This is a genomic window from Acidovorax sp. WCS2018Noco2-16, from assembly GCF_031843945.1.
In the GTDB taxonomy this organism is placed as follows: domain Bacteria; phylum Pseudomonadota; class Gammaproteobacteria; order Burkholderiales; family Burkholderiaceae_C; genus Paracidovorax.
The window spans coordinates 131833-147093 of the sequence record NZ_JAVTJJ010000006.1; the positions used below are offsets into that span (position 1 = coordinate 131833).

Here is a 15261-nt window from a genome sequence, read left to right on the forward strand (position 1 = left end):
GTTAATCTCATTCGAAGACGTACCCGCACCGGCCTCAATGGCGCACCGCCGGAGCGGAGCCGTCCTACAGCCCGCTGCGCTTGTGTTTTCTAGGATCGCTCACAACTCAGGAGCAAAGCATGTCTGACGCCCCAACAAAAACCGGCCAGGACCGCCGCTTTATCAGCTTGGAGCAAGACTACGAAGTGCGTGACTGGACTCAGTCGGTCAAATGCAGCGAGGAGGAATTGCACGCTGCGGTCAAAGCTGTAGGCAACTCGGCGGATGATGTTCGCGCACACCTCCAAGGTCGGCGCAAATAGTGCATTTCAGTGCGATTGGGCGCCCAGTAGCAACTGCATGCCGGTGCGCTTGGCCAGTTCTGCGCGCTCGGATCGTTCTGCTGCCCGTGCGCCCAGCTCTTGCCGATGGATGGATCGAACACCAGCTTGAAGACGCGCGACGGCACGGCCACTCCACGGACGCCGGTGCGCTGCTCACTTGGCTGGAAAACCTTACCTGTTACCACATACACGTTAGCGCGGGCGCGCATCACATAGCGCCGCGTGCCTTCCTCGATTTTGTCCCAAGGCATGCCGTTCTGCTTCGGGTTCTGCGACATCATGTTGGCCAGTCTGAACGACTGCGCCATCGCCTCGCGCGTGCCCCTGTCACCAGCGGGAGCGTGTGGCCCTGCGACCAGCCAGGGCCTTTGTAAACGCCCAGTTCTGCGCTCTCGCTCGAGGGCATCGGCAAACGCGCCGGCGGCCTTGGCCTGCGAGCCGCTGTCGGCCAACCTGTGAATGCGACCGCAGCCGCTGCCGGATCTGGAACTGACGCGGACGGCGCCGGCTACGCCAGCGAGCGCGACGCCGCCGGGCAGATAGCCATCTGCCGCGCGAAGTACGCAGAGGTGGCTAGCCAGGTCGATCAGATCTTGGACATGGAGGAGCAGCGCGACGCGCGCCGGGCTCAGTGACTTTCCTGTAAATGCTTGTCGTTTGGCTCTATCGGCTCAATGCGACCAGGAGCCCGCCCAAGCTCGGCAGCCCGCGATATTGCGGGCTTCGATTGTCATTGCGAAGATCAGCGATGGCGCCGGGCTCGAGCAATGCCAAACATGGCGACAACCGACGTGAGCAGTAGCAGACTCCACTCGGAAAGGGTAGGGATAGCACTGGTCCCACTCGGAGCCGCAGGCGCAGCTGCGACGTTGATAGTGACGGTCGCCGTCGAGCACGCAGGGGTGGGATTCGTGGTCGAGGCTACAGTACACACGCTATACGAAAAGGTGTCGGTGCCGGTATAGCCAGCATTCGGCGTGTAGACGATAGTGCCATCTGGGTTGAAAGTAACCGTGCCATTTTGGGAGGCGACTGGTCCTTGCGTCGGGTTCGCGAGCGGGGCAGTACCAGGAGCTGACGATGTGTCGTTGTCAACCAAATTAATGGTTACTGGCTGTCCAGGCGGAGTTGAGCCGGAGTCATTGGATGCAGTGACCGTCGGAACCGACGAGTTGGAACAAGGCAAGTTTGCCTGTACAACCCCGGCAGGGTCGGGCTGAAGCGAGATGTCATCCAGGAACAGATCGTTGCCGCTGGTCACTATGGAATTGTTCCGAATACTGACTGCATATTGTCGGGTTCCGCATGAATCGGTAGTGAAAGTCCAACTTAAACGAACCCATTGACCGGCTTCAGTGATTCCCGCTGTGGTCGTCCTGGGCGACAGGCTCAGGCCGTCGGTGTCGTCGGGCTCACGCACTTCGAATGACAGGTCTGTAGGTCCGCCGACGATGTAGCGCCATGCCACCATGGTGTAGGTGGTGGACGCTTGAAGCGTTGCGATACGGCGATAGATGGCATTTTGTGTATTGCCTGCGTTCACCACCAGAACAGCTCCACCGGGCGCGCCTGCGCCGGTGTGGTCGCGGAGCCCGGCGCTAGGGCCTGTCTGGCCGTTCTGCCACCAACTCCCACCGCCGGTCGCGATCACCAATGATGGATCCAGGACGGTGTAATGCCCGTCAAGTACCGCCTTCTCGTCGGCGTCACCGTTGGGATTGGCGAATTTGTAATAGCTCACCGTGCCGCTGGCGGCAAATTGAGGCACATAAGGAGAGGGCTGACGAGTGGCAGTCGCCCCAAACGTCTCAACGAATGGGTCTGCGTGGGTGCTTCCCGCTGCGCAGAGCAGCAAAACAGAGAGAGCTTGGAAATGGCGGTTGAGTTTCACGTTCTCTTGCAGTGGAATTGAATAGGGTTTGGATGCTATCGATTCGCACTGTGAGGTACTGTGAGGAAACAATTGAATGACGAATAGTTGCTGTAAGACGGCGCTCTGCCTTGGATTGAGCAGTCCTTTCTGCTCGGACCAGCTTTGCTGCATTTGGCTGAGTACTCGGTCCGGGCGACTGATGGGTTGGCGTTTGGATTGAGAAGCTGTAAATTTAACCAGTATTCAATACCAGCATGCTCATGGACCCACCGCTTCTTCTTGCCGCGTTGCGTTGCGCCTTCGTCCCTCCCAACGGAAGCTAAGATCGCGGCCGCAACTCGCTATGCCCATAAATTTGAGCGTGCGTATGGCTTTCCCAGGGATGTGGCCGCCGCCTTTCGCCTCATCTGCGCACAGGATAGGGCTGACGTCATCTCGACCGCAGAAGCGGGGGCTGTAGATCAGTGGCGACGGGCGACCGATAAGACGCGCGAGCTGGTTCTATCCCTGGCCGGTGACGTGGATGAGGCGTATTTCGACGAGCGGCTTGGCTGATGGTCCAGGTGGCCATCGATGTGCTGGGCGCCTTCGCCGCTTGGCTATCTCAGGCCAGGCCAGGGCGGAGTCGTGGCGCCGGTGGGCTTGCATCTTCTGCATCCTAGGTCAGCCCTTCTGGTTCTATCCCGCATGGAAGGCGCAGCAGTGGTGCATATTCGCGGTGTGCGTGCTGTAGGCAGTTGCGTGGCTCAAGGGCCTGCCTGACCTGGGGCTTCTACATCTGGGACGAGCACGTCAGCATCGGCACCACACCGATTTCGCCCACGCGCGATGATGCCGAAACCTTGGCGTAGCGCCTGCTTGCATTGCATGCTCAGTTTTTCGGACTGTACGAAATCGAATAGCGTCGAGACATGCCCAACACGCAATCGGTGTCTGGCAGTGTTTGGCGAGGCTTTCAGAATCGCACCGATTTCGCACTGATTGGCGCTCGAACCGCGCCCGCTCAGGGTCGAACGCGGGTTCAAGTGCCGCTAGCGCCACCACCTAGTAAAAGACGCCTACCAACTTGGTAGGCGTCTTTTTTATTTGGGCTGTCAGAACCGATCAACGGTTACTGCGCCACACGAACAGCCTGCCGTGCCAGCAGTTTCCACTTCGCGCTTTGCTTTTGCCAGACGCCCAGGATCTTGATCTGCACCTTGCCGGGTTTGCCCGAGTCGTTGGTGTCGGCCGTCAGGGTGTGGCGCACGATGGCGACGTTGTCGACCACTTTGATGGTCTGGTCTGTGATGACTACGGTGACGAAGTCGGAGCGGCCTGCGACCAAGTCGGCGATGAAGCTGTCTTTGGTGTCCACGCGGCCGCCCGAGTGGCCGTAGCTCAGGTCGCTGGCCACCAACTCACCCAGGGCTGCAGGCGTGGGGTCGATCATCGCGATGCGCAGTCGCTCTGCGGCGGTGGCGACTTCCGACTCGGACGAGGCGCTCGTTTGTGGCGCTGTCGAGCAAGCGGACAAAGCTGCAATGCAAACGGCTGCGACGATGAGTGATTTGAACTTGAACATGGTTGCTGTCTCCTGGTGTGTGTTTTCTATTGGAAATGCAAAACGCGCCCGTGCGCGCGTCTCTCGGTTTCATGATTTGCACGGACAACCGGCCCGATAAACGGGCCGGTTGCATGACTGGGGGCTGTGGGCCTTATTGAGGGCCGAGCTTGTCGATCAGAGCCTTCAGCTCTTCCACTTCGGAAGGCTTCAGGTCAGACAGGGGTGCACGCACGGGGCCTGCATCGTGGCCGACGATCTTGGCGCCGGCCTTGATGATGCTGACGCCGTAGCCTTCGACGCGGTTGCGGATTTCCAGATAGGGCATGAAGAACTCCTTGAGCAGCTTGTGCTGCGTAGGCAGGTCGTCGGCAGCCACCGCCTTGTAGAAGTCCATCGCGGTCTTCGGGATGAAGTTGAACACGGCCGACGAGTACACCGGCGTGCCCAGTGCCTTGTAGGCGGCTGCATAGACCTCTGCCGTGGGCAGGCCGCCCAGGTAGGAGAAGCGGTCGCCCATCTTCATGAAGATGGAGGACATGGTTTCGATGTTGCCCACGCCGTCCTTGAAGCCGATCAGATTCGGGCAGCGCTCGGCCAGAATGGCCAGCGAGTTGGGCGTTAGCTTGGTGCGGTCACGGTTGTAAACGATGACGCCGAACTTCACGCTGTTGCACACCTGTGCCACGTGTTCGATCAGGCCTTCCTGGCCGGCTTCGGTCAGGTAGTGCGGCAGCAGCAGAATGCCGTGGGCGCCCAGGCGCTCGGCTTCCTGTGCATGGGCGATGGCGGTGCGGGTAGGGCCGCCGGCGCCGGCAATGATGGGCACCTTGCCGCGGCAGGTGTCGACAGCGGTCTTGACGACCTGGCGGTACTCGTCGCCAGCCAGGGAGAAATATTCACCCGTTCCGCCTGCAGCAAACAACGCACTCGCGCCATACGGAGCCAGCCATTCCAGGCGCGCGGCGTACGACTTCGCATTGAATTCGCCTTGCGCGTCGAAGTCGGTGACTGGGAAGGACAGCAGGCCGGAGCCCATGATGGTCTTGAGTTCTTGAGGTTGCATGACTGCGCTCTGTAGTGGGTAAAGACGAGAAAAACGGAAAGGGTAGAAGCAAAGGGGTGGAATGAGCGGCCCTCGTTCGGGCCGCGCACTCATCAATCCAGGCGGATGTTGCCTGCCTGAACCACGCTGGCCCAGCGTGCGCGTTCCTTCGCGAAGAACTGGTCTTGCTCGGCAGGCGTCATGGTGACGACTTCGGCGCCCTGGCCGGCCAGGCGCGAGCGGATCTCAGCCGCGCGGATCACGGTGATCAGCGCCTTGTTCAGTTGCTGAATCACCGCTTCAGGCGTGCCCTTGGGGGCCAGAATGCCTTGCCAAGTGCCCGAATCGAAACCGGTGATGCCTTGCTCGGCGATGGTGGGCACGTCGCCGATCAGCGGCATGCGGGTGGACTTGGACACGCCCAGAATCTTCAGCTTGCCGCTTTGCACGTGGGGCAGGGTGGCGAGCATGCCGTTCATCAGGATCTGGGTCTGGCCAGCGACGGTGTCTTGGATCGCGCTGACGCCGCCCTTGTATGGCACGTATTGCCACTTGGCGCCGCTGGCACGCTCCAGTGCCACGCCGGCCAAATGGGGGGCGCTGCCGGTGGCCGTGACGGCGAAGTTCAGGTCTTCCGTCTTGGACAGGGCGATCAGTTCCTTCAGGTTGTTGGCCTTGACCGAAGGATGCACCACCAGCAGGTGAGGCGAGTAGGCCAGCATGGTCACGCCACGCAGGTCGGTGGAAGGATTGAACTGCAGCTTGGTGTAGACCGATGGGCTGATTGCCAACGCGCCCACGTCGCACAGCAGCAGGCTGTAGCCATCAGGCTGGGCCTTGGATACGAAGTCCGCGCCCAGGTTGCCGTTGGCACCCGGCTTGTTTTCGACGATGACAGGCTGCTTGAGCAGATCGGACAGCGGCTGGCTGATGGAGCGCGCAATGATGTCCGAGCTGCCGCCTGGTGGGTAGGGCACGATCAGGCGGATCGGCTTGCTGGGCCAGGCAGCTGGTTGTGCGATGGCGGCGGTGCCGCACAGCAATGCAGCGGAGCCCAGCAGGGCCAGACGGCGATTCAAAGTCATTGATGTCTCCTGAATTAAGTTGTAGGTCATCATACAACTAAAGATCAGGCAGCAACAAGTGAGTGAAATCCCGTAGAAGTGCGGTGAGAAAGGCTGCACGTGCCAGCCAGGATTGCTCGGCATCCTGGCTCGGATTGCTATTTAAAGAATAGCTGTAAGCGCTTTATGGACGGGCGCTAGAGGCCATTTTGACCAAAAATTTGGTGATGCGGTGCCCGCATGGTGGGCTTGCCATGCGACACGTCCTGACGGCATCTCTATAACTGTTTGAGGTCTTGAAGAACTAGCGGTGCCGGCAGGCCGTGCGGCAATCCGTGCCTCCAACCTCAGCTTGCCTTAGCGGCTTCCTGTGCCAGCCGCAAGCGCTCGCGGCTATTGGTCAGATGGATGCGCATCGCGGCACGGGCCGATTCCGGGTCTTGCCGGGAAATGGCCATGTAGATCTCTTCATGCTCGCGATTGACCCGGTGCAGGTAAGCGTCACCGGGCGGTGCGTTGCGAATGGCCGAAATGCGCGTACGCGGAATCAGCGTGGTGCCCAGGTGATTCATGATGTCGGCGAAATAGGGATTGCCCGTTGCCTGCGCAATCTGCAGATGAAAGCGGAAGTCGTGCGTAACGGCATCTCCGCCCTCGGCCATGCTGCGCGCGAAGTCATCCAGCGCGCTACGCATGACAGCCAACTGCTCGTCCGTGCGACGCTGGGCCGCCAAGCCGGCGGATTCGGTTTCCAGGCTGATGCGCAGTTCCAGCACCGCCAGTACGTCGACAGATGCGGCCAACTCGGACGGATCCAGCCGGAAGACGCCCCCGGCACGCGGTGGCAGCACAAAGGTGCCGATGCCGTGGCGGGTTTCCACCAAACCAGCGGCCTGCATTTTCGACAGCGCCTCCCGGACGACGGTGCGGCTCACGTCGTGCACGCGCATCAACTCCGATTCGGTGGGCAGCTTGTCGCCGGGGTTCAGCGCATGGTCGCGAATCTGCCCACAGAAGTCTTCTACCAGCACGTTTGCCAGCCCGCGAATGCGGCGCGGCGGAGGTGCCAGAGGCACTGCCGCGACAGCTTCTTGTGGGTATGCGGGTAATCCCTTTGGCAACGTGCTCATGGTCTGATGATAATCCCCCTTACGTTGTACGACAACATATAACAAATTGTCCAAAGCTGCTTCATGAGTCAAAAAAACCGAGTTCATCGTCTTCTTCTGACCGGCGCCGCAGGAGGTCTGGGCCAAGTGCTGCGCGAGCGCCTGGGCGCCTTCGCGGACATTGTTCGCCTCTCCGATATCTCGCCGCTCCAGCCTGCCAGCGGCGCAAGCCAGGCGACTGAAGAAATCGTGGCCTGCGACCTGGCCGACAAGGCGGCCGTCGATGCACTGGTGGCCGGCTGCGACGCGATCGTTCACCTGGGTGGCGTGTCCGTCGAGCGGCCTTTCGAGCAGATTCTCGAAGCCAACATCAAGGGCGTGTTCCACATTTATGAGGCTGCGCGCCGCCACAACGTGCGCCGCGTGGTGTTCGCCAGCTCCAATCATGTGATCGGTTTCTACAAGCAGACCGAGCGCATCGACGCGCATTCACCCAAGCGGCCCGACGGCTATTACGGCCTGTCCAAGGCGTTCGGCGAAGACATGGCCAGCTTCTATTTCGACCGCTACGGGATCGAAACCGTGAGCCTGCGCATCGGCTCATCATTCCCTGCGCCGCGCGACCGCCGCATGTTGAGCACCTGGCTCAGCTACGACGACCTGACGCAGTTAGTGGACAAGGCGCTTTTCACGCCGAACGTGGGCCACACCGTGGTGTTCGGCGCGTCCGACAACCGCGACAAGTGGTGGGACAACAAAGAAGCCGCGCACCTGGGCTATCAGCCCAAAGACAGCTCCGAGCGCTTCCGCGCTGAGGTCGAAGCCCAGCCCGCACCGGCAGCCGACGACCCGGGCGCCGTCTACCAGGGCGGAGCCTTCACCGCCCAAGGCCCGTTCGAAAGTTGAGGTCTGCCATGGCCCATGCCACTGCCGCCCACGACGCGGAACTGGTGCTGGATGCGCGTTGCGCCACGGGTGAAAGCCCGGTCTGGCGCGCGCACGACCAATCTCTTTACTGGGCCGACATTCCCGCGGGCGTTCTGCACCGCTGGTCGATGGCCCAGCAGCCGCCGGTGCATCAGCAATGGCGTGCACCCGAAATGCTGGCCTGCATGGCAGCTGTCGAAGGTGGCGCGCCGGGCCAGTGGATCGCCGGCCTCGAAAGCGGCGTTTTCCTGTTGGATGTGCCGCTGGATGGCGCAGTCGACCAACTCGCCGCGCGCTCTTTGGCCGCCGCGCCCCACGCACGTTCCGGCATGCGCTTCAACGACGGCCGCTGCGACCGCCAGGGCCGCTTCATCGCCGGCACCATGCTGCAAGACATGGGCGCCGCTGCCCGGGTGGGCCGCGTGTACCGCTACGGTGAGCAAGAGGCCGCATCGGGCCGGTTGACCGACCTGGAACTGGGCGAGCTGATCGTGCCCAACGGCATCGCGTTCAGCCCTGACGGCCGCACGATGTATCTGTCCGACTCGCACCCGCAGGTGCAGGCCATCTGGGCCTTTGACTACGACACCGACACCGGCACGCCCCACAACCGGCGCCTGTTTGCCGACATGACCGATCTGCCGGGCCGCCCCGACGGCGCCGCGGTGGACGTCGACGGCGGCTACTGGATCTGCGGCAACGACGCTGGCCTGGTGCACCGCTTCACGCCCGACGGCCGGCTGGACCGGTCGCTGGCCGTGCCGGTGAAAAAGCCCGCGATGTGCGCCTTTGGTGGCCCGGCCATGGACACGCTCTACGTCACGTCGATCCGCCTCGCTGGCGTCGATCTGTCCGACCAGCCGCTGGCTGGCGGCGTGTTCGCGCTGCGTCCTGGTGTGCAAGGTGTGCCTGAGCCCGGTTTTCGATTCGCTGCCTGAACGAATTCACGCGCGCGACCCATCGATTTCCTTTTCTCTTTTTCTCGTTCCCCCGGCTTTTTCTTGCGACCGTCCTTCATTCAAAACCACACCACAGAGGCAGACAACATGAAGCAATTGAAATTCAAGGCCACCCTGGCCGCGCTGGCCACCCTGGCAATGGGCCTGATGGCTCCCGGCGCAGGCGCCACTGAGTTCCGCTCGGCGGACATCCACCCCGACGACTACCCCACCGTCACCGCCGTGAAGTTCATGAGCGAGCGCCTGAAAGCGCTGTCCGGCGGCAAGCACACCATCAAGGTGTTCAACAACAGCGCCCTGGGCAACGAGAAGGACACCATCGAGCAGGCCAAGATCGGCGCGTTGCAGATGGTGCGCGTGAACATCGCCCCCATGAACAACATCTGCGCCGAGACGCAGGTGCCCACCATGCCGTTCCTGTTCCGCTCGGTCGACCATCTGCACAAGGTGCTGGACGGCCCGATCGGTGAAGAGATCTTGAAGAGCTGCGAAAAGCAGGGCTTCGTGGGCCTGGCGTTCTACGACAGCGGCGCGCGCTCCATGTTCACCGCCAAGAAGGCCGTGCGCACCTTTGCCGACATGAAGGGCCTGAAGGTTCGCGTGCAGCAGTCCGACCTGTGGGTGAGCATGATCGAGGCGATGGGTGCCAACGCCACGCCCATGCCCATGGGCGAGGTGTACACCGGCCTGAAGACCGGCCTGATCGACGCGGCCGAAAACAACTACCCCACCTACGAAAGCGCACGCGCCTTCGAAGTGGCCAAGTACTACACCAAGACCGAACACTCGATGGCGCCGGAAATGCTGCTCTTTTCCAAGCGCGCTTGGGACCGCCTCTCGGCTGAAGAGCAGGGCTGGATCCGCCAGGCGGCCAAGGAATCGGTGCCCTACATGCGCAAGCAGTGGGCCGAGCGCGAGATCAAGTCGCTGGCGATCGTGAAGGCCGGCGGCGCCGAGATCATCGAGATCGACAAGGCCCCGTTCCAGGCCGCGATGAAGCCGGTGTACGACAAATTCATCACCGACGCCAAGCTCAAGGATCTGGTCAAGCGCGTCCAGGACACGAAGTGACTCGCCCACCTGCCCGCTGCATTCGGGTCTGCGGCCCAGTGTGCGGGGCAGGGTGGTGATTTGCTCCTGAATTAATAGCTGATAGCGCTTGGTGGACGGGCGCTACCGGCATATTTCACTTAAATTTTATGTACACAAGACTGTGTCGTGCGCTGGCGCGTGCGTGCATGTGGCTGGGCATCATCGGCCTGGTCGCGGTGATCTGCGCGGTGAGCTGGCAGGTGTTCGGCCGCTACGTGATGAACAACACGCCCACCTGGGCGGAAAGCCTGGCGCTGCTGCTGGTGATCTACGTCACCATGTTCGGCGTGGCCGTGGGCGTGCGTGACGCCGGCCACATCGGGCTCGAATCGTTCCTGGTGCTGGCGCCCGACTGGCTGCGCCTGAAGATGGAATACCTGATCCACGTGCTGATCATGATCTTCGGCGCCGTCATGGCCTGGAGCTGCGCGTCGCTGGCCGAATCGGTGTGGAGCTATCGCCTGCCCACGCTGTGGATCTCCGAAGGCTGGAAATACGTGCCGGCCACCATTGCCGGCGTCCTCATCGTGATGTTCTCCATCGAGCACATCATTGCGCTGGCCAAAGGCCGCGAAGTCGAACCTGCCTGGGGTTGATCGAGACAAGCCATGACCATTCCACTTTTGATCCTGAGCATCTCGTTCACGGTGTTCCTGCTGCTGGGCGTACCGGTGGCGTTTTCCATCGGCCTGTCTGCGCTGGCCACGTTGCTGTATGAAGGCCTGCCACTCGAAGTCGGCTTTCAGCAGATGACGTCCGGCATGGGCATCTTCTCGTTCCTGGCCATTCCGTTCTTCATCTTCGCGGGCGAATTGATGCTCTACGGCGGCATTGCCGACCGCATCGTCAACTTTGCGCGCGCCTTGATCGGCCACGTGCGCGGCGGCCTGGGCATGTCGAACGTGGTGGCCTGCACGCTGTTCGGCGGTGTGTCCGGCTCGCCGGTGGCCGACGTGTCCGCCATGGGCGCGGTGATGATCCCGATGATGAAGAAAGAGGGCTACCACGCCGACTACGCCGTCAACGTGACGACGCATGCGGCGCTGGTCGGTGCGCTCATGCCCACCAGCCACAACCTGATCATCTATGCGCTGGCGGCGGGCGGCAAGGTGTCCATCGCGGCGCTGATTCTGGCTGCGCTGGTGCCGGCGCTGGTGCTCACCATCAGCAACCTGGCAGCGGCCTATCTGGTGGCCGTCAAGCGCGGCTACCCGAAGGGCACCTTCCCGGGCTGGCAGATCGTGGCGCGCTCTTTTGCTGCCGCGCTGCCGGGTCTGTTCATCGTCGTGCTGATCCTGGGGGGCATTCTCTCGGGCATCTTCACAGCGACCGAATCGGCCGCCGTCGCAGTGCTGTACGCGCTGGCGTTGACCATCCTGCTGTACCGCACGCTGAAGTGGGAACACTTCATCAAGGCGGCTTCGAAGGCGGTGCGCACTACGGGCGTCATCCTGCTGTTGATCGGCATTTCCAGCACCTTCGGCTACCTGATCAGCCTGTACGGCGTGGCCGAGCTGACGGGCAAGATGCTGTCCGAGATCACCACCACGCCGTGGATGATCTTTCTGCTGATCAACGTCATCCTGTTCGTGCTGGGCACCTTCCTGGACATGGCCGCCACCATCTTGCTGTGCACGCCCATCTTCCTGCCGATCGCACAGGAATACGGCATGACGGCGGTGCAGTTCGGCATCGTGATGCTGGTCAATTGCGCGCTGGGGCTCAACACGCCGCCGGTTGGCACCACACAGTTCGTGGGGTGCGCCATCGGCGGGGTGTCGGTCGGCACGGTGATGCGCACCATCTGGCCGTTTTATGGCGCACTGATTTTCGCGTTGGGGCTCGTCACGTTCGTGCCCGTGTTCTCCACCTGGCTGCCCAGCCTGTTCATGGTCGTCAAATGATGACGACACCAGAAAGTGAGTCTTCCATGATTGCTCGTTTTTCGCTGAAGTACCTTGCGCCTTTGGCGGCAATGGCCATGCTAGGTGCCTGCGGCGGCAGCTCTTCGTCCTCATCAAGCTGGGTGTATGTCTCCAACGCCGACAGCCAGGACCTGTCGGTTTTTGAACTGGACCGCAAGGCAGGCACGCTGCGGCTGACCGAGACCGTGCCTTTGGGCGGGCAGGCCATGCCGATGGCCGTGTCGCCCGACAAGCGCACGCTGTACGTGGCGTTGCGCTCGCAGCCGTATCGGGTGGTCAGCCTGGCCATCGACCCGTTCACGGGCAAGCTGCGCAAGCTGGGTGAGGCGCCGCTGGCCGACAGCATGGCCAACATCGACACCGATGCCACCGGCCGCTGGTTGTTTGCGGCCTCTTACGGCGGTAACAAGATCACGGTGAACAGCATCGGCACCGACGGCGCGGCGGGTCCCGTGCAACAGACCATCGCGACATCGCCCAACGCCCATGCGATCCATGCGGACGCGGCTAACCGCTACGTGTTCGCCACCAGCCTGGGCGGGGACAACCTCTCGAGCTGGAAGTTCAACGCCACCACCGGCCAGTTGACCGCCAACGAGCCGGCGCTGACCACCATCACACCGGCCAAATCGGGCCCGCGCCACTTCGTGTGGGACAACGCCCAGCGCCACATGTACTTGCTCAATGAGCTGGACGCGAGCCTGGATGTGCTGGACTACGACGCCGAGCGCGGGACCTTGCGGGCGGCGCAACGCGTGACCACGTTGCCGGCCGGCTTCACCGGCAAGCCCTGGGCGGCCGACCTGCACCTGTCGCCCGACGGCCGCACGCTCTACGCTTCCGAGCGCACGACCAGCACGCTGTCGAGCTTTCGCGTGAATCCCGCCAACGGCCAGCTGGAACCGCTGGGCCAGGTGCCTACCGAGAAAACGCCACGCGGCTTTGCGGTGGACTCATCGGGCAAGTTCCTGATTTCCACGGGCCAAGAGTCGCACAGCGTGTCGGTGCACCCCATCGACGCCGCCACCGGCTTGCCCGGCACGCCCACGCGCATTCCGGCAGGCAAGAACCCGAACTGGGTCGAGATCGTCGATCTGCCGTGATGACTGCCGGCCGCAGCGGCCGGCCCGTCACCTCAAGGTTTTGTGTGGCAATGCTATTAAATATATAGCTACTAGCGCTTATGTATAAAGCGCTAGAGGCCAATTTGACCAACAACTGCAACGCAAAGGATCTGGGAATGTCTCTGGAGAAACCGTCGCTCAATGACCAGCCCACGCGCCGCCGCTTCGTCGCCGGTGCGCTGGCTGCCACGGCAGCCGGCACGGTCGCCAGCGCCAGCGCGCAGTCATTCGACTTCAAGCCGCAGCAGCGCTACCCCGACCCGTCTGTGCAGATCCTGGACCCGGAATTCGGCAAGTACCGCATCTACAGCAGCAGCGTGGAGCAGATCGCCACAGGCTTTCGCTGGGCGGAAGGCCCGGTGTGGTTTGGCGACGGGCGCTACCTGCTCTTTTCCGACATTCCCAACAACCGCATCATTCGTTGGGACGAAGCCACGGGCACCACGGGCGTGTTCCGCAGCCCATCGAACTTCTCCAACGGCCTGGCGCGCGACCGGCAGGGCCGGCTGCTGGCGTGTGAACATTTGACGCGCCGCGTCACCCGCACGGAATACGACGGCCGCATCACCGTACTCGCCGAGGGCTACAACGGCAAGCGCTTCAACTCCCCCAACGACATCGTCTGCGCCAAGGACGGATCCATCTGGTTCACCGATCCGCCGTTCGGCATCGGTGGCCATTGGGAGGGCGAAAAAGCCCAGCCCGAGCTGCCGCATTCGGTCTACCGCATCGATGCCGCCACGGGCAAAGTCGCGCTGGTGTTGGACGACCTGGCCGGCCCGAACGGCCTGTGCTTTTCGCCCGACGAGAAAGTGCTCTACATCGTCGAATCGCGCCATCAGCCGCATCGCGTGGTGTGGGCGTTCGATGTGGCCGCTGGCGGCCGCCTGTCCAACAAGCGCGTGCATATCGACGCCAACGGACCGGGCGCGCTGGACGGCATCAAGTGCGACGAGTTCGGCAACCTCTGGTGCGGCTGGGGCAGCAACGGATCGGCCAGTGCCAGCGCAGCGGACCTGGACGGCGTGATGGTCTTCAACCCAGCAGGCAAGGCCATTGGCCACATCCGCCTGCCCGAGCGCTGCGCCAACCTGTGCTTCGGCGGCCCCAAGAACAATCGCCTCTTCATGACCAGCAGCCATTCGATCTACGCGCTGTACGTGGAAGCTCGGGGCGCAGTTTGAATCGAATCGCTTTCATTTTTTTTCATCAGCAGGAGATACACACCATGCAACGCAGATCCATCATCGGCTCCGCAGTCCTCGTCGCCACCGGCGCTCTGTGGGGCTTGACGGCTTCGGCCCAGACCACTTGGCCCACGGGCAAGGCCATCACCTACCTGGTGCCTTTTGCCGCTGGCGGCACTACAGACACGTTGGGCCGGATCATCGGCCAGCAACTGGGCACCGCGCTAGGCACCACTGTGGTGGTCGACAACAAGGGTGGTGCGGGCGGCAGCGTGGGCTCGGAAATCGCCTCGCGCGCGGCACCGGACGGCTTCACGCTGCTGGGCGGTACGGTCAGCTCGCACGCTATCAACGTGAGCCTGTACCCGAAGCTGGGCTATGACCCGATCAAGTCCTTCGCGCCCGTCACGCTGATCGGCACCAATCCGGTCGTGCTCGTGGTGGCTGCAAACAGCCCGTACAAAACACTGCAGGACGTGCTGAATGCCGCCAAGTCCAAGCAGGGCGGCCTGTCGTCTGCATCGGCCGGTACCGGCAGCTCGCAGCATCTGGCGCTCGAACTGCTGGGCTTCAAGTCGGGAATCAAGTTCACGCACGTGCCCTACAAAGGCAGTGGCCCGGCCATTCAGGACGTTATCGGCGGTCAGGTCGACATGATGTTCGACACCACGGTCGTGGCCGGCCCGCACATTCAGAGCGGCAAGCTGCGCGCCATCGCGGTCACCTCGGCCAAGCGGCTCGCGTCCATGCCCGATGTGCCGACTGTGGCGGAGTCGGGCGTCAACGGCCTGAAAGATTTTGAAGTCGTGTCCTGGCAGGCGATCTTCGTGCCGACCGGTACACCAGCACCTATCGTCACCCGACTGCACGAGGAGATCCGCAAGATCCTGCAGCAGCCGGACATGCAGACACGCCTGAAAGGCTTTGGCATGGAGCCCGCCGACATGACCACGGCGCAGGTCGCGGCCTTCCAGAAGGCCGAAGTGGAAAAGTGGGCTCAGGTGATCAAGGCGGCCAACGTCAAACCAGACTGATCGCGCAGCAGCAGGGGCCCTGGCCCCTGTGCGTGCGCAGCGCCCCCATGAAAAAG

At 62.4% G+C, this 15261-nt stretch carries 14 protein-coding genes and 1 pseudogene; 9 read left to right on the forward strand and 6 right to left on the reverse strand.

Annotated elements, in window-relative coordinates:
* Window positions 1–119: 119 nt before the first annotated feature.
* Entirely contained in the window at window positions 120–302 is a 183-nt protein-coding gene (locus RQI28_RS13955) for a DUF3606 domain-containing protein (RefSeq protein ID WP_311230431.1), read from the forward strand.
* 92 nt (window positions 303–394) lie between these two features.
* Here the strand turns inward: RQI28_RS13955 and RQI28_RS19745 are convergent.
* The 6 genes and pseudogenes from RQI28_RS19745 to RQI28_RS13985 form a co-directional block, all read right to left on the reverse strand.
* A pseudogene (locus tag RQI28_RS19745) lies at window positions 395–775 on the reverse strand (DNA/RNA non-specific endonuclease); the annotation flags it as partial.
* 290 nt (window positions 776–1065) lie between these two features.
* The gene (locus RQI28_RS13965) at window positions 1066–2367 is read right to left on the reverse strand and encodes an IPTL-CTERM sorting domain-containing protein (RefSeq protein WP_311223871.1); all 1302 of its coding nucleotides are present in this window, start codon (window positions 2365–2367) and stop codon (window positions 1066–1068) included.
* Window positions 2368–3307: 940 nt separating this feature from the next.
* Window positions 3308–3760: a nuclear transport factor 2 family protein gene (locus RQI28_RS13970; RefSeq protein WP_311223870.1), complete on the reverse strand. Its 453-nt coding sequence runs from the start codon at window positions 3758–3760 to the stop codon at window positions 3308–3310.
* Window positions 3761–3893: 133 nt separating this feature from the next.
* On the reverse strand, window positions 3894–4805 hold the full coding sequence (kdgD, locus tag RQI28_RS13975) for a 5-dehydro-4-deoxyglucarate dehydratase (protein WP_311223869.1): 912 nt from the start codon (window positions 4803–4805) through the stop codon (window positions 3894–3896).
* Between the two features lie 92 nt (window positions 4806–4897).
* Window positions 4898–5869 (reverse strand): tripartite tricarboxylate transporter substrate binding protein, encoded by a 972-nt coding sequence (locus RQI28_RS13980; protein ID WP_311223868.1) that lies wholly within the window; start codon window positions 5867–5869, stop codon window positions 4898–4900.
* 326 nt (window positions 5870–6195) lie between these two features.
* Window positions 6196–6978, reverse strand: a complete 783-nt coding sequence (locus tag RQI28_RS13985; protein ID WP_311223907.1) for a FadR/GntR family transcriptional regulator — start codon at window positions 6976–6978, stop codon at window positions 6196–6198.
* A gap of 63 nt (window positions 6979–7041) precedes the next feature.
* Between RQI28_RS13985 and RQI28_RS13990 the strand changes: the two genes are divergently transcribed.
* From RQI28_RS13990 to RQI28_RS14025, 8 genes are all read left to right on the forward strand, one after another.
* Window positions 7042–7863: an NAD(P)-dependent oxidoreductase gene (locus RQI28_RS13990; protein ID WP_311223867.1), complete on the forward strand. Its 822-nt coding sequence runs from the start codon at window positions 7042–7044 to the stop codon at window positions 7861–7863.
* Between the two features lie 8 nt (window positions 7864–7871).
* Entirely contained in the window at window positions 7872–8822 is a 951-nt protein-coding gene (locus tag RQI28_RS13995) for an SMP-30/gluconolactonase/LRE family protein (protein ID WP_311223866.1), read from the forward strand.
* 117 nt (window positions 8823–8939) lie between these two features.
* The gene (locus tag RQI28_RS14000) at window positions 8940–9914 is read left to right on the forward strand and encodes a TRAP transporter substrate-binding protein (RefSeq protein ID WP_311223906.1); all 975 of its coding nucleotides are present in this window, start codon (window positions 8940–8942) and stop codon (window positions 9912–9914) included.
* 128 nt (window positions 9915–10042) lie between these two features.
* On the forward strand, window positions 10043–10531 hold the full coding sequence (locus tag RQI28_RS14005; RefSeq protein ID WP_311223865.1) for a TRAP transporter small permease: 489 nt from the start codon (window positions 10043–10045) through the stop codon (window positions 10529–10531).
* Window positions 10532–10543: 12 nt separating this feature from the next.
* Complete coding sequence (locus RQI28_RS14010; protein ID WP_311223864.1) at window positions 10544–11839, forward strand: TRAP transporter large permease; 1296 nt, start codon at window positions 10544–10546, stop codon at window positions 11837–11839.
* A 26-nt stretch (window positions 11840–11865) separates the two neighbouring features.
* Window positions 11866–12963 carry a lactonase family protein gene (locus tag RQI28_RS14015; protein WP_404976937.1) on the forward strand — a complete coding sequence of 366 codons (1098 nt, stop codon included), beginning with the start codon at window positions 11866–11868 and terminating at the stop codon, window positions 12961–12963.
* Window positions 12964–13100: 137 nt separating this feature from the next.
* Window positions 13101–14168: an SMP-30/gluconolactonase/LRE family protein gene (locus RQI28_RS14020; protein WP_311223863.1), complete on the forward strand. Its 1068-nt coding sequence runs from the start codon at window positions 13101–13103 to the stop codon at window positions 14166–14168.
* Between the two features lie 44 nt (window positions 14169–14212).
* The gene (locus RQI28_RS14025) at window positions 14213–15205 is read left to right on the forward strand and encodes a tripartite tricarboxylate transporter substrate binding protein (protein ID WP_311223862.1); all 993 of its coding nucleotides are present in this window, start codon (window positions 14213–14215) and stop codon (window positions 15203–15205) included.
* The last annotated feature ends 56 nt before the right edge of the window (window positions 15206–15261 follow it).

Excerpts from the sequence above, each read along its gene's own strand:
- RQI28_RS13955 (WP_311230431.1), top strand. The coding sequence starts at position 120 with ATGTCTGACGCCCCAACAAAAACCGGCCAGGACCGCCGCTTTATCAGC.
- RQI28_RS13965 (WP_311223871.1), bottom strand. The coding sequence starts at position 2,367 with ATGCAGCAAAGCTGGTCCGAGCAGAAAGGACTGCTCAATCCAAGGCAG.
- RQI28_RS13970 (WP_311223870.1), bottom strand. The coding sequence starts at position 3,760 with ATGTTCAAGTTCAAATCACTCATCGTCGCAGCCGTTTGCATTGCAGCT.
- kdgD (WP_311223869.1), bottom strand. The coding sequence starts at position 4,805 with ATGCAACCTCAAGAACTCAAGACCATCATGGGCTCCGGCCTGCTGTCC.
- RQI28_RS13980 (WP_311223868.1), bottom strand. The coding sequence starts at position 5,869 with ATGACTTTGAATCGCCGTCTGGCCCTGCTGGGCTCCGCTGCATTGCTG.
- RQI28_RS13985 (WP_311223907.1), bottom strand. The coding sequence starts at position 6,978 with ATGAGCACGTTGCCAAAGGGATTACCCGCATACCCACAAGAAGCTGTC.
- RQI28_RS13990 (WP_311223867.1), top strand. The coding sequence starts at position 7,042 with ATGAGTCAAAAAAACCGAGTTCATCGTCTTCTTCTGACCGGCGCCGCA.
- RQI28_RS13995 (WP_311223866.1), top strand. The coding sequence starts at position 7,872 with ATGGCCCATGCCACTGCCGCCCACGACGCGGAACTGGTGCTGGATGCG.
- RQI28_RS14005 (WP_311223865.1), top strand. The coding sequence starts at position 10,043 with ATGTACACAAGACTGTGTCGTGCGCTGGCGCGTGCGTGCATGTGGCTG.
- RQI28_RS14010 (WP_311223864.1), top strand. The coding sequence starts at position 10,544 with ATGACCATTCCACTTTTGATCCTGAGCATCTCGTTCACGGTGTTCCTG.
- RQI28_RS14015 (WP_404976937.1), top strand. The coding sequence starts at position 11,866 with ATGATTGCTCGTTTTTCGCTGAAGTACCTTGCGCCTTTGGCGGCAATG.
- RQI28_RS14020 (WP_311223863.1), top strand. The coding sequence starts at position 13,101 with ATGTCTCTGGAGAAACCGTCGCTCAATGACCAGCCCACGCGCCGCCGC.
- RQI28_RS14025 (WP_311223862.1), top strand. The coding sequence starts at position 14,213 with ATGCAACGCAGATCCATCATCGGCTCCGCAGTCCTCGTCGCCACCGGC.